General features: G+C 57.5%; 12 protein-coding genes. 10 read left to right on the top strand and 2 right to left on the bottom strand.

Going from position 1 to position 14,417, the window contains the following annotated elements; translation table 11 throughout:
* The first annotated feature begins 53 nt into the window (after positions 1 to 53).
* The 8 genes from ABTV29_RS13670 (at position 54) to rarD (ending at position 9,314) form a co-directional block, all read left to right on the top strand.
* Positions 54 to 1,364, top strand: a complete 1,311-nt coding sequence (locus ABTV29_RS13670; RefSeq protein ID WP_433771028.1) for an MFS transporter — start codon at positions 54 to 56, stop codon at positions 1,362 to 1,364.
* 176 nt (positions 1,365 to 1,540) lie between these two features.
* Positions 1,541 to 1,996 carry a hypothetical protein gene (locus ABTV29_RS13665; protein WP_433771026.1) on the top strand — a complete coding sequence of 152 codons (456 nt, stop codon included), beginning with the start codon at positions 1,541 to 1,543 and terminating at the stop codon, positions 1,994 to 1,996.
* A gap of 156 nt (positions 1,997 to 2,152) precedes the next feature.
* Positions 2,153 to 2,863 (top strand): ABC transporter ATP-binding protein, encoded by a 711-nt coding sequence (locus tag ABTV29_RS13660; RefSeq protein ID WP_433771025.1) that lies wholly within the window; start codon positions 2,153 to 2,155, stop codon positions 2,861 to 2,863.
* Entirely contained in the window at positions 2,863 to 4,047 is a 1,185-nt protein-coding gene (locus tag ABTV29_RS13655) for an ABC transporter permease (protein WP_433771869.1), read from the top strand. The genes ABTV29_RS13660 and ABTV29_RS13655 overlap by 1 nt, the downstream gene beginning before the upstream one ends.
* Positions 4,040 to 5,503 carry a TolC family protein gene (locus tag ABTV29_RS13650; RefSeq protein WP_433771023.1) on the top strand — a complete coding sequence of 488 codons (1,464 nt, stop codon included), beginning with the start codon at positions 4,040 to 4,042 and terminating at the stop codon, positions 5,501 to 5,503. The genes ABTV29_RS13655 and ABTV29_RS13650 overlap by 8 nt, the downstream gene beginning before the upstream one ends.
* Positions 5,493 to 6,785, top strand: a complete 1,293-nt coding sequence (locus ABTV29_RS13645; RefSeq protein WP_433771021.1) for an efflux RND transporter periplasmic adaptor subunit — start codon at positions 5,493 to 5,495, stop codon at positions 6,783 to 6,785. The genes ABTV29_RS13650 and ABTV29_RS13645 overlap by 11 nt, the downstream gene beginning before the upstream one ends.
* A gap of 387 nt (positions 6,786 to 7,172) precedes the next feature.
* On the top strand, positions 7,173 to 8,186 hold the full coding sequence (locus tag ABTV29_RS13640) for an aldo/keto reductase (RefSeq protein WP_433771019.1): 1,014 nt from the start codon (positions 7,173 to 7,175) through the stop codon (positions 8,184 to 8,186).
* 246 nt (positions 8,187 to 8,432) lie between these two features.
* The gene (gene rarD / locus ABTV29_RS13635; RefSeq protein ID WP_433771017.1) at positions 8,433 to 9,314 is read left to right on the top strand and encodes an EamA family transporter RarD; all 882 of its coding nucleotides are present in this window, start codon (positions 8,433 to 8,435) and stop codon (positions 9,312 to 9,314) included.
* Positions 9,315 to 9,442: 128 nt separating this feature from the next.
* Here rarD and hppD read toward each other — a convergent pair whose 3' ends face one another.
* Both hppD and ABTV29_RS13625 read right to left on the bottom strand, forming a co-directional pair.
* Complete coding sequence (hppD, locus tag ABTV29_RS13630) at positions 9,443 to 10,519, bottom strand: 4-hydroxyphenylpyruvate dioxygenase (protein WP_433771015.1); 1,077 nt, start codon at positions 10,517 to 10,519, stop codon at positions 9,443 to 9,445.
* Positions 10,520 to 10,745: 226 nt separating this feature from the next.
* Positions 10,746 to 11,711: a DMT family transporter gene (locus ABTV29_RS13625; RefSeq protein WP_433771013.1), complete on the bottom strand. Its 966-nt coding sequence runs from the start codon at positions 11,709 to 11,711 to the stop codon at positions 10,746 to 10,748.
* 78 nt (positions 11,712 to 11,789) lie between these two features.
* Between ABTV29_RS13625 and ABTV29_RS13620 the strand changes: the two genes are divergently transcribed.
* A complete protein-coding gene (locus tag ABTV29_RS13620) occupies positions 11,790 to 12,662 on the top strand; it encodes a LysR family transcriptional regulator (RefSeq protein WP_433771011.1) in 873 nt (290 codons plus the stop codon).
* A 112-nt stretch (positions 12,663 to 12,774) separates the two neighbouring features.
* Positions 12,775 to 14,307 carry an EAL domain-containing protein gene (locus tag ABTV29_RS13615; RefSeq protein ID WP_433771009.1) on the top strand — a complete coding sequence of 511 codons (1,533 nt, stop codon included), beginning with the start codon at positions 12,775 to 12,777 and terminating at the stop codon, positions 14,305 to 14,307.
* Positions 14,308 to 14,417 lie beyond the last annotated feature (110 nt).

Below are 14,417 nucleotides of genomic sequence, written 5' to 3'. Positions count from 1 at the left end.
CGATCAACGTTACCCTTTGCATCGCAAAAAATCATAAAAAGAGAGAACCCGCCATGTCACAGAGCGCCGCTGCAACCCAGGCCATCGCTGACGAAAAAAATGCCGTCTACAAACGCATTACCCTGCGTTTGATCCCCTTCATTTTCATCTGCTACCTGTTCAACTACCTCGACCGGGTGAACGTTGGCTTCGCCAAGTTGCAGATGCTCGACGCGCTGAAATTCAGCGAAACCGTGTACGGCCTCGGGGCCGGGATTTTCTTCATCGGCTACGTGTTGTGTGGCGTGCCGAGCAACCTGGCCCTGACCCGATTCGGCCCGCGACGCTGGATCGCACTGATGATGATCACCTGGGGCACGCTGTCGACTTGCCTGCTATTTGTCACCACACCGACCGAGTTCTACACCTTGCGCCTGTTCACCGGCGCTGCCGAAGCCGGGTTCTTCCCGGGCGTGGTGCTCTATCTTTCGCAGTGGTTCCCGACCTTCCGCCGCGGCCGCATCATGGCGCTGTTCATGTCGGCGATCCCGGTTTCCGGTTTGCTCGGCAGTCCGTTTTCCGGCTGGATCCTCAACCACTTCGCCGCCGGCCAAGGTGGCCTGGCGGGCTGGCAGTGGATGTTTTTGCTGCAAGGCATCCCGACCGTGATCCTCGGCGCCCTCGCCTACTTCCTGCTCAGCGATAGCTACGCCAACGCCAAGTGGCTCACGCCGTTCGAGCGTTCGGTGCTGGAAGCCGACCACGCCTTTGATCTGGCGAACAAGCCGAAGACCACCTCCGATTCGCTGTTGGCAGTGTTCAAGAACCCGGCGATCTGGGCTTTCGGCCTGATCTATTTCTGCATCCAGAGTGGCGTCTACGCGATCAACTTCTGGCTGCCGTCGATCATCAAGAATCTGGGCTTCAGCGATAACCTGGTGATCGGCTGGCTAAGTGCGATTCCCTATCTGCTGGCAGCGCTGTTCATGCTGATGGTCGGTCGCTCGGCGGACCTGCGCAAAGAACGTCGCTGGCATTTGGTGGTACCGATGCTGATGGGCGCTGTCGGTCTGTTGATCGCGGTGAACTTCGCCGCCAACCCGGCCATCGCCATCCTCGGCCTGACGATCGCCACCATGGGCGCCCTCACCGGCCTGCCGATGTTCTGGCCGGTGCCGACCGCAATGCTCAGTGCAGGCGCTGCGGCCGGTGGCCTGGCGCTGATCAACTCCATGGGCCAGATGGCGGGCTTCCTCAGCCCGTACCTGGTGGGCTGGGTCAAGGACAGCACGGGCTCGACCGATGCCGCGCTGTACCTGCTGGCGGGGGTGATTGTCTGCGGGAGTCTGCTGGCGTTGCGCATGACGCGCACGTTGCGGGTTTAACACTTCATCAATCCGCAAACGATTTTCGTCAAGGCAAGTAGGCGATTTCCTACTTGCCACGATGTTGGCTCCTACATTAATAAACCCGAAGAGGCGATAGTCTGCGACCGCCTCGTTTTACTCAAACTTCAACATCACATTTGAGCGAGGTATAAAAATCAAAGAGGATCTACCGAATGCGTAAACTGTCCATCAACAGCCTTTTATTGTCCCTCTCGCTGGCTTGCCTGCCGCTGGTCAGCCATGCTGACACTTCTGCCAAGTCTGGCACCCTCAGAATGCCCTCAAAACCTTTTAGCGCCTCATGCAGCTCGGGAAACTTTACCGGCGAATACAAGGGTCATTATTTCGACTATGGCAGCAGCAAAAGCGTCTATGTAAAACAATATAAAATCACCAAGCGCAATGGTCAGTCAGGTGGTAACAAAGCAAATGTAAATACGACAATCGCCAATTACATGGGAAGCGGTAGCAAAACCTTCAAATCCCCCGACAGCATGAAACAGGACGGAAATTGGCACGACCTGAATGTTTCGTATCATGCACCTTGGGCTTCCACCCAGGTCCTGGTTGAGTTCATTTTTGATAAATCCGGCTCAGATCCTCGCTGTGATGCCCGCGCAAATCTTTAAATAACAAAACTCCTTCTCCTGCTTAGGCACCGTGACTACTTAGTTTTAATCACTAAGCTGCACACCCGCCACGATGAATCATGCTCGCAGTTATTCAAACTGCGAGCATTTTTCCAGTACCGGCAACACTTCAAACCACTTGGTTTTGGCGCAACAATGACTAACACCATTATTAGTGAGCCCCTCATCCACCTTTCAAACGTCCAGAAAATCTATCATCACGGCAACCAAACATTGCCCATTCTGATTAACGTCTCCCTGACAATAAACACTGGCGAACGCTGTGCCCTGCTGGGCACTTCCGGTTCAGGAAAAAGCACATTGCTTAATATTCTGGGTTTACTGGATTCAGCCGATTCCGGTAAGTATCGCTTTGCAGGTCATGATATAGCTGATGCCGTCTCCGATGAACTGGCGTCCCTGCGCAATCGGTACATAGGCTTCATTTTCCAGAGCTTCAACCTGATGCCGCGCCTGAGTGCGCTCGACAATGTGGCGCTGCCACTGAGGTATCGGGATGTACCGCGAAGTGAAGCGCAACAACGCGCCCTGCACATGCTCGCCAAAGTCGGTTTGAAACAGCGCGCCCATCATCGCCCCGCCGACTTGTCGGGCGGTCAGCGACAACGGGTGGCGATTGCCCGGGCGCTGGTCGGAGAGCCGTCCTTGATCCTGGCTGACGAACCCACCGGCAATCTCGACCGTAGCACCGCGGATGACATCATGGAGCTGCTGCTCTCCCTCAATCGGGCGCACAACGTAACGTTGATCGTGGTGACCCATGATCCCGCCATCGCCGGTCGCCTGGACCGCCAGGTTCGGGTTACCAATGGCGTGGTGCAGGAAATCTTCCCTTGCTCAGCCTGATGCCCCGCACTCTTCTATTGCTACAAGACCTTGGCGCCAGCCTGCGTACGTTGGGCAAACGTTCGATTCTGGCACTGATAGGGATTGCCATCGGCAGTTCATCGGTCGTCGCGATGATCAACATCGGCAGTAACGCCGCCGAGGAAGCCTCGACGATTTTCAAAGGCATGGGCGTCTCCACATTGGTCGCTCAACTGTCCGAATCCACCGAGGATGGAATGGCGGCCCGCACAGCCCTTGATGCCGTCCAGCTTCGTCACGAGGTGGCGAACCTGCTGAGCATTGCGCCCATCGCGCCTGTAGGAAATGCGGTGGTGTTCAAAGGTCGCACGCTGTACACCGATTTGATTGGCAGCACCGCCGAACTGGCGGGAGCCCTGGATCTGACGCTCCGCGAGGGACGTTTTTTGTCGGAGTACGACCAAGGTGAAACCTACGCTGTCGTGGGCAACACGCTCGCGCAAGCGTTAGGGACGCCAACCCAGCCATTGCGCATCGGTGACCGGATACGAATCGGGCATTATCTGTTTCAGGTGATTGGCATTCTGCAAAGCCAGCCCGAAAGCCTGTTGATCCCGGTCAGGGTCAACGACTCCCTGTTCCTTCCCCTGGCCGGCATGCAACGAATCAACGGTTCGGCGCGCATACGTGACGTGATCATTCGCGTGGCTTGCGCACGAGACATGGACCTGGTGGCGAGCGCACTGATCGAACCTCTGAAACGACTGTCGGGCGTCAAGGATGTCGCCATGCTCGTGCCGCAACAACTCATGGATGGCATGACTCGCCAATCCCGCACCTTCGCTTACTTGCTCATGGCATTGGGAGCAATTTCGCTGATCGGAGGAGGTACAGGCGTGATGAATGTGATGCTGATGAACGTTTCGCAACGACGAAGAGAAATTGGCGTTCGTATGGCACTGGGTGCACGCAGGCGCGACATCCGCAATCTGTTCATGCTGGAAGCCATCACACTGTCCTCCGTGGGAGCCATGTGTGGTGGCGTTCTAGGCGTTGTTTGCGCACTGACGTACGCCCGCTTATCTGGCTGGACGTTCTTCCTGGCCCCCCTTTCATTACCGCTTGGGCTGCTCAGCACACTGTTGGTGGGCGTGTTTTTTGGCCTGTACCCCGCGGTTCTGGCTTCCCGACTGCAGCCGGTAGAGGCCTTGCGCGATGAGTAGCCCAAGCACCTGGGGGTTCACCCTGCTCTGCCTGGTGGCACACGTTGGCCACGCGTCGGCGGCGCCCAGCTTGCAAAGTGGCAGTTTTCGCAGCGTGCTGTTGAGCCAGCAGTCGACCCGCCTGACACTTGAAGACGCGGTGTATCTTGGCTTGCGCAATCATCGCGGGATTCGAAGCGCTTACCTGCAGCGTATAGCGCAAAAGTTTGACCTGCGCGTGTCCCAAGATGCGTTCAATCCAAAACTGCTGCTCAGCGCGAAATTACAGGATGCCTGGAGCAACGAAGACCGCAGTCGGAACATAACGCTGTCGCCCACCGTGGACTTGCTCGGCCAATACGGTACCCGCCTGAGCGTTGGCTGGACCCGACAACTGGATGACGCCGAGCGTGCCGGTCGGATTCGCAACGACGGTTTGAATTTATCGGTGATCCAGCCACTGCTGCGCGGCGCCGGACGGGACGTCACCACGGCTCCTTTGCGACTGGCGCAGGTGTCGGAACAGGCCAATCGCCTGAACCTCAAGGCCAGCGTATCCCAAGCGATCTTCGACATTATTACCGCCTACCGGGAGTTGCTCAGATCACAAGAGCAACTTGCCATTGCGCAGGAAGCACTCAAACGAACCCAGTCACTGCTGGAGGTGAACAAGGCGCTGATCAGCGCCGGGCGTATGGCCGAGTTTGAAATCATCCAGGCGCAAGCCGAAATCGCTGCCCAGGAACTGAGTGTCGAGGACGCCCACAATCAGGTCCATCTCAATCGTCTGGCGCTGTTGCATCTGCTCGCCCTGGACCTTTCTACCCCCGTCCACGCCAGTGAAATTCCCGAGGCATTTCGCGTCACCATCGACATGCAGCAAGCACTGCGCCTGGCACAGGCCCAACAACCGCAGTATTTATCGACGCTGCTCGGCAGCCAGCAGGCGGATCTGAACCTGCTTCTGGCCAAGGATCAGAAGCGCTGGGACGTCTCGCTGGTCGCCGGCGCCAATCAGCTGTACGGCCGTTATGACAATGCCATTGGCTCGGCACGAGCATGGGATAGCTACGCCGGTGTGCAACTGCAAATCCCCATCGGCGACCTGAGTGGTCGTCAGGCCGAGACACACGCGCGGATCAATGTAGAGACTCAGGAAATCTATCTGGCCGACGCTCGCCAGGAATTGGAGCGTAGCGTCAACAACGCGGTGCGAGAACTCGACACGCGCTGGCGCCAATATGAAATTGCACAGCGAGCCACCGAACTGTCCAGACGCAAACTGGATATCGAGCGGGAAAAACTCAATGCCGGGCGCTCCAGCAACTTTCAGATCATCAGTTTTGAGGGTGATATGCGCGGGGCGGAAAATGCCCGGCTCAGTGCCTTGATCGCGTATCTGAACGCCCAGACCCATCTGGATTTGATCCTCGGCATGACACTGGACACCTGGGAGATCGTACTCAATGACTATTGATAACTTGACCCTTCCCCTCTGGCGATCGCGACGATTGCGTACCTTCGCCCTGTTGACGACGTTGGTTCTGACTGGCTTGACACTCACGGTGCAGGCACTGATTCCCAGCCAGCCCGTAACCGAACACTGGGTGAGGGTGAATAATGAAATGCTCGTCCACAAAATCGGCTTGGCGGGAAAGATTGCGCCCCACAAGACCGTCATCGTCACCGCGCCCTTCGACGGCAACATTCAAACCTTACTCGTCGAACCTGGGCAGCGGGTTCAACAAGGACAGACGCTGTTGACCCTGGACCCGGCGGCCATCGAGATGCAACTGCGTGACGCGCTGGCCGTACAACTCAAGGCCCAGCGACTTTTGCAGGAATTAAGAGACTGGGAAAGCGGTGTTCAAGTGACCCGAGCGCGCCGTGCGGTGCGGGCAGCTGACCTGCTCATCAACAATTTGCAGCGTCAGATTCGTGACAGCCAGCACCTGTTGGAACGCGGCATTATTGCCCGCAACGAATTGGACGACCTGCAACGGCAGTTGCAGATGCAGTCGCTTGAGCGGGTCGCCGCTCAAAACGAGTTGCAGCAAGCCCTGGATCAAGGTGCCGCAGAGCACCGGCACATTGCCGAAATGGAACTGAAAAACGCCACGGTCAAGTACGACGCACTCAAAGCCTTGCTTGACCGCCAGACCATCGTTGCACCGTTTACCGGAGTGATCGTACCTGCCAGTGATTCGCTTCCTCCGGGTGCGGCCACTGCCGGTCCTTTACAAGCAGGGACCCGGCTCAATCAAGGGCAAGCGCTGTTCGCAATCGCCGACATTGAACAACTGAAAATCGTTGCCCTGGTCTCGGAACTCGACATCAACCAGTTGCATCCGGGGCAAGATGTCGAGATCGAGGGTGATGGTTTCGAAGGCGAGCGCCTGACCGGCACGGTGCAGGTTGTCAGCAACCTGGCGCAGGCCAGTGATGAGGAGAACGCCAGGGCGATATTCTCGGTCACCCTGTCCATACCCAAATTGACACCTGAACAGTTGCGCCGGGTCCGGCTTGGCATGAGTTCACGTCTGTCCATCATCACTTACCGCAATGAACAGGCGATCGTGATCTCGCCCCAAGCCATCCGTCAGGAAGGGGCGGCAAAGGTGGTGGATTATCGGGAAACCATGGACCGGCCAATCCAGCAAACTACCGTCATCACCGGTCGATCAACCCTCAATGGCGTTGAGGTGTTTGGTCTTTCGCCTGGATTTGTTCGCATGTCCAACCACGACGAACTGTTGTAGCCGTATCGAAGCCGGCAAACCGGCTCGCAGTCTTTTGTTCCGTGCCCTCGCCTCACCCAATGTGCTGACGGCCCCCGACGGCAAGGCGTTCAAGCTATTGCCGACAGCCGGAGAAATGGCGTCCTGAAAGCCATCATGTCGGGGATGATGGCGGCTCACGTCGTCGTTAAAGGCCGGGCTCATCCAATCCACCAAACCGCGTTTCAACATCAGTATCGAGCGTGGTTAAACAACTGGTCTGCCCGAGACATGAGCAAAATGCGCGAGTTTTACGCTGCGCACCCGGTGCCGCCAGACTGGCGGGCCACCACGCCGATATTTCATTTTGATACGACCGACGTTTCTGGTATTTGATTGAGCCCTCCCCTCCGGCAAAAGGACTTCAACATGAGCTATCGCACGCTGGGTCATTCAGGTTTGCAGGTTTCCACTCTGACCCTGGGCACCATGATGTTCGGCGAACAGACCAGCACCGAAGATTCCCTGCGGATCATCGACAAGGCCTGGGACCAGGGCATCAATTTCATCGACACCGCCGACGTCTACACCAGCGGTCGTTCCGAAGAAATCGTCGGCGAAGCGATTGCCAGCCGCCGTCATGAATGGGTACTGGCGACCAAGGTCGGGTTCGGCCCGGTGGATGGCGTGCCAAACCGCAGCGGCCTGAGCCGCAAGCACATTTTCAACGGCATCGAAGCCAGCCTGGCGCGCCTGGGCACCGACTATCTCGACATCTACTACCTTCACCGCGAAGACCACAACACGCCGCTGGAGGTCACGGTGTCGGCGATTGGCGATCTGATTCGCCAAGGCAAAATTCGCTATTGGGGCCTGTCCAATTACCGTGGCTGGCGCATCGCCGAGGTCATCCGTGTAGCCGATGCATTGGGTGTCGATCGCCCCGTCATCAGCCAGCCGCTGTACAACATCGTCAATCGCCAGGCCGAGTCCGAACAGATCACCGCCGCGCAAAACTATGGCCTGGGTGTGGTGCCTTACAGCCCGCTGGCGCGCGGCGTGCTCAGCGGCAAATACGCACCGGACGTGAAACCGGACGCCAACAGCCGCGCCGGGCGTGCGGACAAACGCATCCTGGAAACCGAATGGCGCGTCGAGTCCCTGCGCATTGCCCAGCAAATCCAGCAATACACGCAGGAACGTGGTGTTGGCATCGTCGAGTTCGCCATCGCCTGGGTGCTGAACAACAGCGCCGTCAGCTCGGCCATCGTAGGCCCGCGTACCGAAGCGCAGTGGGATGCCTACACTAAGGCGCAAGCGGTGCAGATAACGGCTGAGGATGAGGCGTTCATTGATTCGCTGGTGACGCCGGGGCATGCATCGACGCCCGGGTTCAATGATGTGAGCCATTTCGTGTCGGGCCGTAAGCCTCGTAATAACTGAAGGAGCCCCCTGCACTGATCGTTCCCACGCTCTGCGTGGGAACGCAGCCCGGGACGCTCTGCGTCCCTTTCGAGAGCCGGAACGCGGAGCGTCCCTCGAGGCATTCCCACGCGGAGCGTGGGAACGATCAGATACAAGGTTTCGGATGCCCCGGAATGTTGAAAATTCTGATCATCCGGCCAATATTCAGCACAAAAACCGCGTATCCTCCGCACCCCGTTTTACGTTCAACCTCGCGAGGAAAGCTTGTCTAAAGGTATCGCTCTATCGGTTTCAGCCTCGACGCTGTTTGCCGTCATGTACTACTACACCTCACTGCTCGCCCCCTTGAGCGGTGTGGAGATTTTTGGCTGGCGCATGCTGCTGACCGTGCCCTGCATGACCGTGTTCATGGTGGTGTCCGGTGAATGGCGGCGCGTGGTTGACCTGCTGCGCCGGGTGGCCGGTCAGTTGAAATTGATCGGTGGCCTGATCCTTTCTGCGGCGTTGCTCGGCGTTCAACTCTGGCTGTTCATGTGGGCGCCGCTCAACGGCTACAGCCTCGATGTGTCGCTGGGCTATTTCCTGTTGCCGCTGGCCATGGTGCTGACCGGGCGCATCGCCTATGGCGAAAGCCTGTCGTACCTGCAAAAGATTGCGGTGTTCTTCGCCTGCCTGGGCGTGATCAATGAGCTGTATCAGGTCGGCGGTTTTTCCTGGGCCACGCTGCTGGTGGTCATCGGCTATCCGCTGTACTTCGTGCTGCGCAAATGGCTGAAGACCGACAACCTCGGCGGGCTCTGGGTGGACATGACCCTGATGCTGCCGGTCGCCTACTGGTTCGTGCACGGTGGTGAACAAGGCTTCGGTGTGTTCGATCAGCACCCTGCCCTGGCGTGGCTGATCCCCTTGCTGGGCCTGATCAGCGCCTCGGCGCTGGTGGTCTACATCATCGCCAGCCGCTTGCTGCCGTTCAGCCTGTTTGGCTTGTTGAGCTATGTAGAGCCGGTGCTGCTGCTCGGCGTGGCGCTGCTGCTGGGGGAAAGCATCAAGCCCGGTGAATGGCTGACCTACATCCCGATCTGGCTGGCTGTAGTGGTGCTGGTGTTTGAAGGGTTCAAGCATCTGATGCGGCAGCGCAGGCCTTAAGATCCCCCCAAAACAAATGTGGGAGCGAGCCTGCTCGCGATGAGGGCCTGACATTCAACATCTCGGTTGACTGATCTGGCGCTATCGCGAGCAAGCCCGCTCCCACAGTTTTTTAGCGGTGAATCAGCTTACTCGGTAGACAACACACCCCGACGAACCTGATCACGCTCGATCGATTCGAACAGCGCCTTGAAGTTGCCTTCGCCGAAGCCGTCATCACCCTTGCGCTGAATGAACTCGAAGAACACCGGCCCCATCAGGGTTTCCGAGAAGATCTGCAGCAGCAAACGCTTGTCGCCCGCCTCGGACGAACCGTCCAGCAGAATGCCGCGCGCCTGCAGTTCGCCTACCGGCTCGCCGTGGTTCGGCAAACGGCCTTCGAGCATTTCGTAGTAGGTGTCCGGCGGCGCGGTCATGAAGCGCATGCCGATGCTTTTCAGGTGATCCCAGGTCTTGACCAGGTCATCAGACAGGAACGCAACGTGCTGGATGCCTTCGCCGTTGAACTGCATCAGGAACTCTTCGATCTGCCCCGCGCCCTTGGACGACTCTTCGTTCAGCGGGATGCGGATCATGCCGTCCGGTGCGGTCATGGCCTTGGAGGTCAGGCCGGTGTATTCGCCCTTGATGTCGAAGTAGCGGATCTCGCGGAAGTTGAACAGTTTCTCGTAGAAATTCGCCCAGTAGGCCATGCGGCCGCGATACACGTTGTGGGTCAGGTGATCGATGATTTTCAGACCGGCGCCGACCGGATGGCGGTCCACGCCTTCGAGGTAAACGAAGTCGATGTCATAGATCGAGCTGCCTTCACCGAAACGGTCGATCAGGTACAGCGGCGCTCCGCCGATGCCCTTGATGGCTGGCAGGTGCAGTTCCATCGGGCCGGTTTCGATGTGAATCGGCTGGGCGCCGAGTTCCAGCGCGCGCTTGTAGGCCTTTTGCGAATCCTTGACCCGGAACGCCATGCCGCAAACCGACGGGCCGTGCTCGGCGGCGAAGTACGAAGCGACGCTGTGAGGTTCGTTGTTGAGGATCAGGTTGATCGCGCCCTGGCGATACAGGTGCACGTCCTTGGAGCGGTGGGTCGCGACCTTGGTGAAGCCCATAATCTGGAAGATCGGCTCCAGTGTGTTGGGGGTTGGCGATGCGAATTCGATGAACTCGAAGCCCATCAGGCCCATTGGGTTTTCGTATAAATCTGCCATGGTTGGCGCCTCATCATTCTGCTCAATTAACAAAGGTTAGTTGCTGGAAATGCTGAGGCCGGTGGGTGGCGCGCAGGAAATGCCCCGCACGCTGCGGGCGAGGAAATCACCGTAGATCAATTGAAACCCTAATAACTTCATGGTCGACCCAAGGCTCTTGCGGGCGAAGCTTCTGTTGCCAGAAGACGTATTCTTGTATGCGTAACCTGATTCTACACAGCGTAAATCAGTTTGTCCGCCTTCTGTATAAAATCCCCTTTTTCCCCACGGACGCAAGGGGTTTGTTGCACAGGAAAATCCCCACCAGAACCAGCCCTCCCCCCAGATACATCGCCAGTGTCAGCTGTTCGTCCAGCAGCAACGCGCCAAGGATCACCGCGGTCAGCGGGTTCAGGGCGATAAACACCCCGGAGCGGGTCGCGCCGATTTTGCGGATGCCGTCGTACCAGGCGATATAGGCCAGCGCAGATCCCAGCACCCCCAGGTACAACAGGCTCAGCCACTGTTGCAGACCGAGACTGGCGAGTGCGGAAAGACTCGGCTCACCGCGAACTGCACTGGCGACCCAGAGCATCAAGGTGCCCAACAAAATCGACCAGGTCACCGTTTGCACCGGTCCCAGGCTCTGGTTCAGCTCTTTGGAAAACAGTGAATAAACGCCCCAGCCGAGCACGCAGCCAAAAATCAGCAGATCACCGATCCAGGCATCAGCATTGTCGGCCAGTAGCTGCGGGTTGCGACTGACGATCACCAGGCTGGCGCCGGCAATGCAGACCGCGATGCCAACCACTTTCGCCCGGCTCAAACGCTCCTTGAACAGCAGCCACGAGGCGAGCCCGATGACGGCCGGGTTCAGCGCCACAATCAACGATGCCCGCGAAGCGTTGATGTAGTGCAGTCCATAAAAGAAACAGAGGTTGTAGAAGAAGATCCCGAAAAATCCCAGGAGCGCCAGTTGCAGCCATTGCCTCGGGCTGGGTCGGGTCAGCGGCACGCGGGTCAGCAACAAAAACACCAGCAACGCGACACTGGCCAGCAAGAATCTCAGGCTGGCGGCAAACAGGGGGCTGAGGCTGTCCGCCAGCAGCCGCCCTGCCACGAAAGTGCCGCCCCAGATCATGGTGACCGCCGCCAGCTTCAGATAAACCGGCACATCAGAGGTTTGGGCCAAGCCCCGTTCACATGTAGTCATATGTCCCCGACTTAGAAATTGCGTTGGATGACGTATGATTTGACTAATACCTAATCATCGTAAAATGAGTAAACGCTCATGACCCTTACGCAACTGGAGATTTTCTCCACTGTCGCCGAACTGAATGGTTTTACGGCCGCAGCCCATCGCCTGGGTGTCAGCCAGTCTGCGGTGTCCCATGCGTTGAAATCACTGGAGCGGGAATTGGGCGTCGAACTGCTGCGGCGCCATCAGACGCAGGTTGAACTGAGCGACATTGGCCAGCAACTTTTACTGCGCGCCCGGGCCATGCTCGGCCTGGCCAACACCTTGCGCCAGGAAGCGGCGGATGCCCGGGGCATGAAGCGCGGGACCTTGCGCATCGGCTCGTTCGGCCCGACTTCATCGATCAAATTGTTGCCATTGATCCTCAAGCATTACCGCGCCGCTCATCCGTACATCGAGGTGCATATTGATGAAGGTCCGGACCGTCAGGTGGTCCAGTGGCTGCAGGAGCGACGCATCGATATCGGTTTTGTCGTACTGCCTGACGAGCGCTTCGACACGGTTGCGTTGCTCGAAGATCAGATGGTCGCGCTGCTGCCCGTCAACCATCCCCTGACGACCCGCGACAGCCTGAGTCTGGGCGACTTGTGCCACGACCCGTTTGTACTGACCGAGGCGGGTTCATCGGAGCTGGTGTCACGGATGTTCTATAACGCCCGGCTGACTCCCAACATCCGCTTTCGATGCTCACAGCTGCTGAGCACCCTGGATACCGTGAGCCGCGGCGACGCCTTGACCGTGGTTGCCGAAAGCTCGTTGCCGGAGCACGACGACAACCGCTATGTGAAAAAACCTCTATCGCCCGTAGTCACCCGACAAGTCGGCCTGGCGATGCTCGACCAGCGCCAGGCATCGCCAGCGGCATTGGCCTTCATCAAACTCGCGCAACGACTTGACTACCGATGAACGGCATAAATACCCGCAGCCAACTATCATGGCTCGCATCTGATCTCTTTATGGAGGGCGTTTTCCGCCGCCAGCATTTGAGAGCCCTACTCCAACGCAACAGGTTTCACCGATGCCACTGAAAGTAAAAACCCGCAAACGCAGCATCAGGATGGCGGTGACCCTCGCAAGTGGATTGCTCCCGATAGTGCTCGGTGTCGTCATTCTGTATGTGCAGGCTGAACGGGCACTCAAACAAAGCGCTGAACAAACGGCCGAAGAAGCGATTCAACAGTTTGAACTGATGCTGGATAACACCGCCCAGGCCGCTCGCGAGTTACTCCCTCTGGCGGGGCAGCCTTGTATTGACGTTAATCTGGCCTTGCGTGAACAAGTCACACGGCGGCCTTTCGTTCGATCTACCAATTTGATCTGGGACGACACCATTTATTGCAGTTCGCTGTTTGGCGATGTTCACGAAAAGACCGTCTCCGGGGACTACGACGGTGGTCGACTGGTACTCATGAAGGGCAACCCGGTTACGCCGGATACTGCATTGCTGGTCTATCGGTTGAGCGAAGGCAAACGCGGCGCAATGAGTACTCTGGACGGTTTTCACCTGAGTAACGTGCTGCGCATGATTGGCAGCCATACATTGCTGGTGCTGCAAGTCGGTCCCAATTGGTTATCCGCCGACAACCAGTTTCACCAAGGCGCCCTGCCTGACTATCCGGTGGCGCAAAGCAAACTCGACTCTTCACGATATGCCTTTGGCGTAAAGGCCGGTTTTCCCCAAGGGGAAACCTGGCGCTACATGAGCAGCGAGTATCCGGCGCTGTTCAGCCTGTTGATTTTCTTCGGTGCTGTATCGGCCCTGATCGGGCACCTTCTGCAAATGCGCTCAACTTCCCCGACCCATGAAATGAAACGCGCGATGGAGGCCATGGAGTTCGTTCCCTATTTCCAGGCAGTAGTGCATGGCGACAGTAAAAAAATCTCGGGCGTCGAAGTGCTGATGCGCTGGAATCATCCGAAAGAAGGCCTGGTACGCCCCGACCTGTTCATACCCTTTGCTGAACACTCCGGGCTGATCGTGCCAATGACCCGTTCGTTGATGCAGCAGACCGCCGTCTTGCTCGCGCCGCTTTCTGCGTCTTTCGAAGAACCCTTCCATATCGGTATCAACATCACGGCAAGCCATTGCCGGGATCTGGAATTGGTCGAGGATTGCCGGGAATTCCTTGCGGCTTTCGCACCCGGCTCCATACATCTGGTGCTTGAGTTGACCGAACGCGAATTGATCGAACCCACTGCCCTCACCCATCAACTGTTCGAGCAGTTGCACGAGCTTGGGGTAAAAATCGCCATCGACGACTTTGGCACCGGCCATTCCAGCCTTGGCTACTTGCGCCAGTTCAATGTGGACTTTCTGAAAATCGACCAGAGTTTCGTTGCGATGATCGGCGTCGACACCTTGTCCAGCCATATTCTGGACACCATCATCGAACTCGCGGTGAAGCTGGATCTGGACATGGTTGCCGAGGGTGTTGAGACCCAGGAACAAAGTGATTACCTGACCGCGCATAACGTTAACTTCCTGCAAGGCTATCTGTTCGGTCGACCGATGTCTGGTGCTGAGTTCATTAGTGCATTAAGTGTCCATTAAGCGATGGTTTGAACCGACGAGACCACCATAAAGCGCACCAAACTGAATCGAAATACTGCCCCTTGTTACATGAAAAAAAAGACATGATTTACTCTTGGGCAATTAACTAC

The sequence above is a fragment of the Pseudomonas putida genome (assembly GCF_050989985.1).
In the GTDB taxonomy this organism is placed as follows: domain Bacteria; phylum Pseudomonadota; class Gammaproteobacteria; order Pseudomonadales; family Pseudomonadaceae; genus Aquipseudomonas; species Aquipseudomonas putida_AI.
This window is presented reverse-complemented; position numbering and strand designations above follow the sequence as displayed.

Coding starts and splice junctions, on each gene's coding strand:
- ABTV29_RS13665 (WP_433771026.1), top strand. CDS start 1,541: ATGCGTAAACTGTCCATCAACAGCCTTTTATTGTCCCTCTCGCTGGCT.
- ABTV29_RS13650 (WP_433771023.1), top strand. CDS start 4,040: ATGAGTAGCCCAAGCACCTGGGGGTTCACCCTGCTCTGCCTGGTGGCA.
- ABTV29_RS13645 (WP_433771021.1), top strand. CDS start 5,493: ATGACTATTGATAACTTGACCCTTCCCCTCTGGCGATCGCGACGATTG.
- ABTV29_RS13625 (WP_433771013.1), bottom strand. CDS start 11,711: ATGACTACATGTGAACGGGGCTTGGCCCAAACCTCTGATGTGCCGGTT.
- ABTV29_RS13640 (WP_433771019.1), top strand. CDS start 7,173: ATGAGCTATCGCACGCTGGGTCATTCAGGTTTGCAGGTTTCCACTCTG.
- ABTV29_RS13660 (WP_433771025.1), top strand. CDS start 2,153: ATGACTAACACCATTATTAGTGAGCCCCTCATCCACCTTTCAAACGTC.
- ABTV29_RS13620 (WP_433771011.1), top strand. CDS start 11,790: ATGACCCTTACGCAACTGGAGATTTTCTCCACTGTCGCCGAACTGAAT.
- ABTV29_RS13655 (WP_433771869.1), top strand. CDS start 2,863: ATGCCCCGCACTCTTCTATTGCTACAAGACCTTGGCGCCAGCCTGCGT.
- ABTV29_RS13670 (WP_433771028.1), top strand. CDS start 54: ATGTCACAGAGCGCCGCTGCAACCCAGGCCATCGCTGACGAAAAAAAT.
- ABTV29_RS13615 (WP_433771009.1), top strand. CDS start 12,775: ATGCCACTGAAAGTAAAAACCCGCAAACGCAGCATCAGGATGGCGGTG.
- hppD (WP_433771015.1), bottom strand. CDS start 10,519: ATGGCAGATTTATACGAAAACCCAATGGGCCTGATGGGCTTCGAGTTC.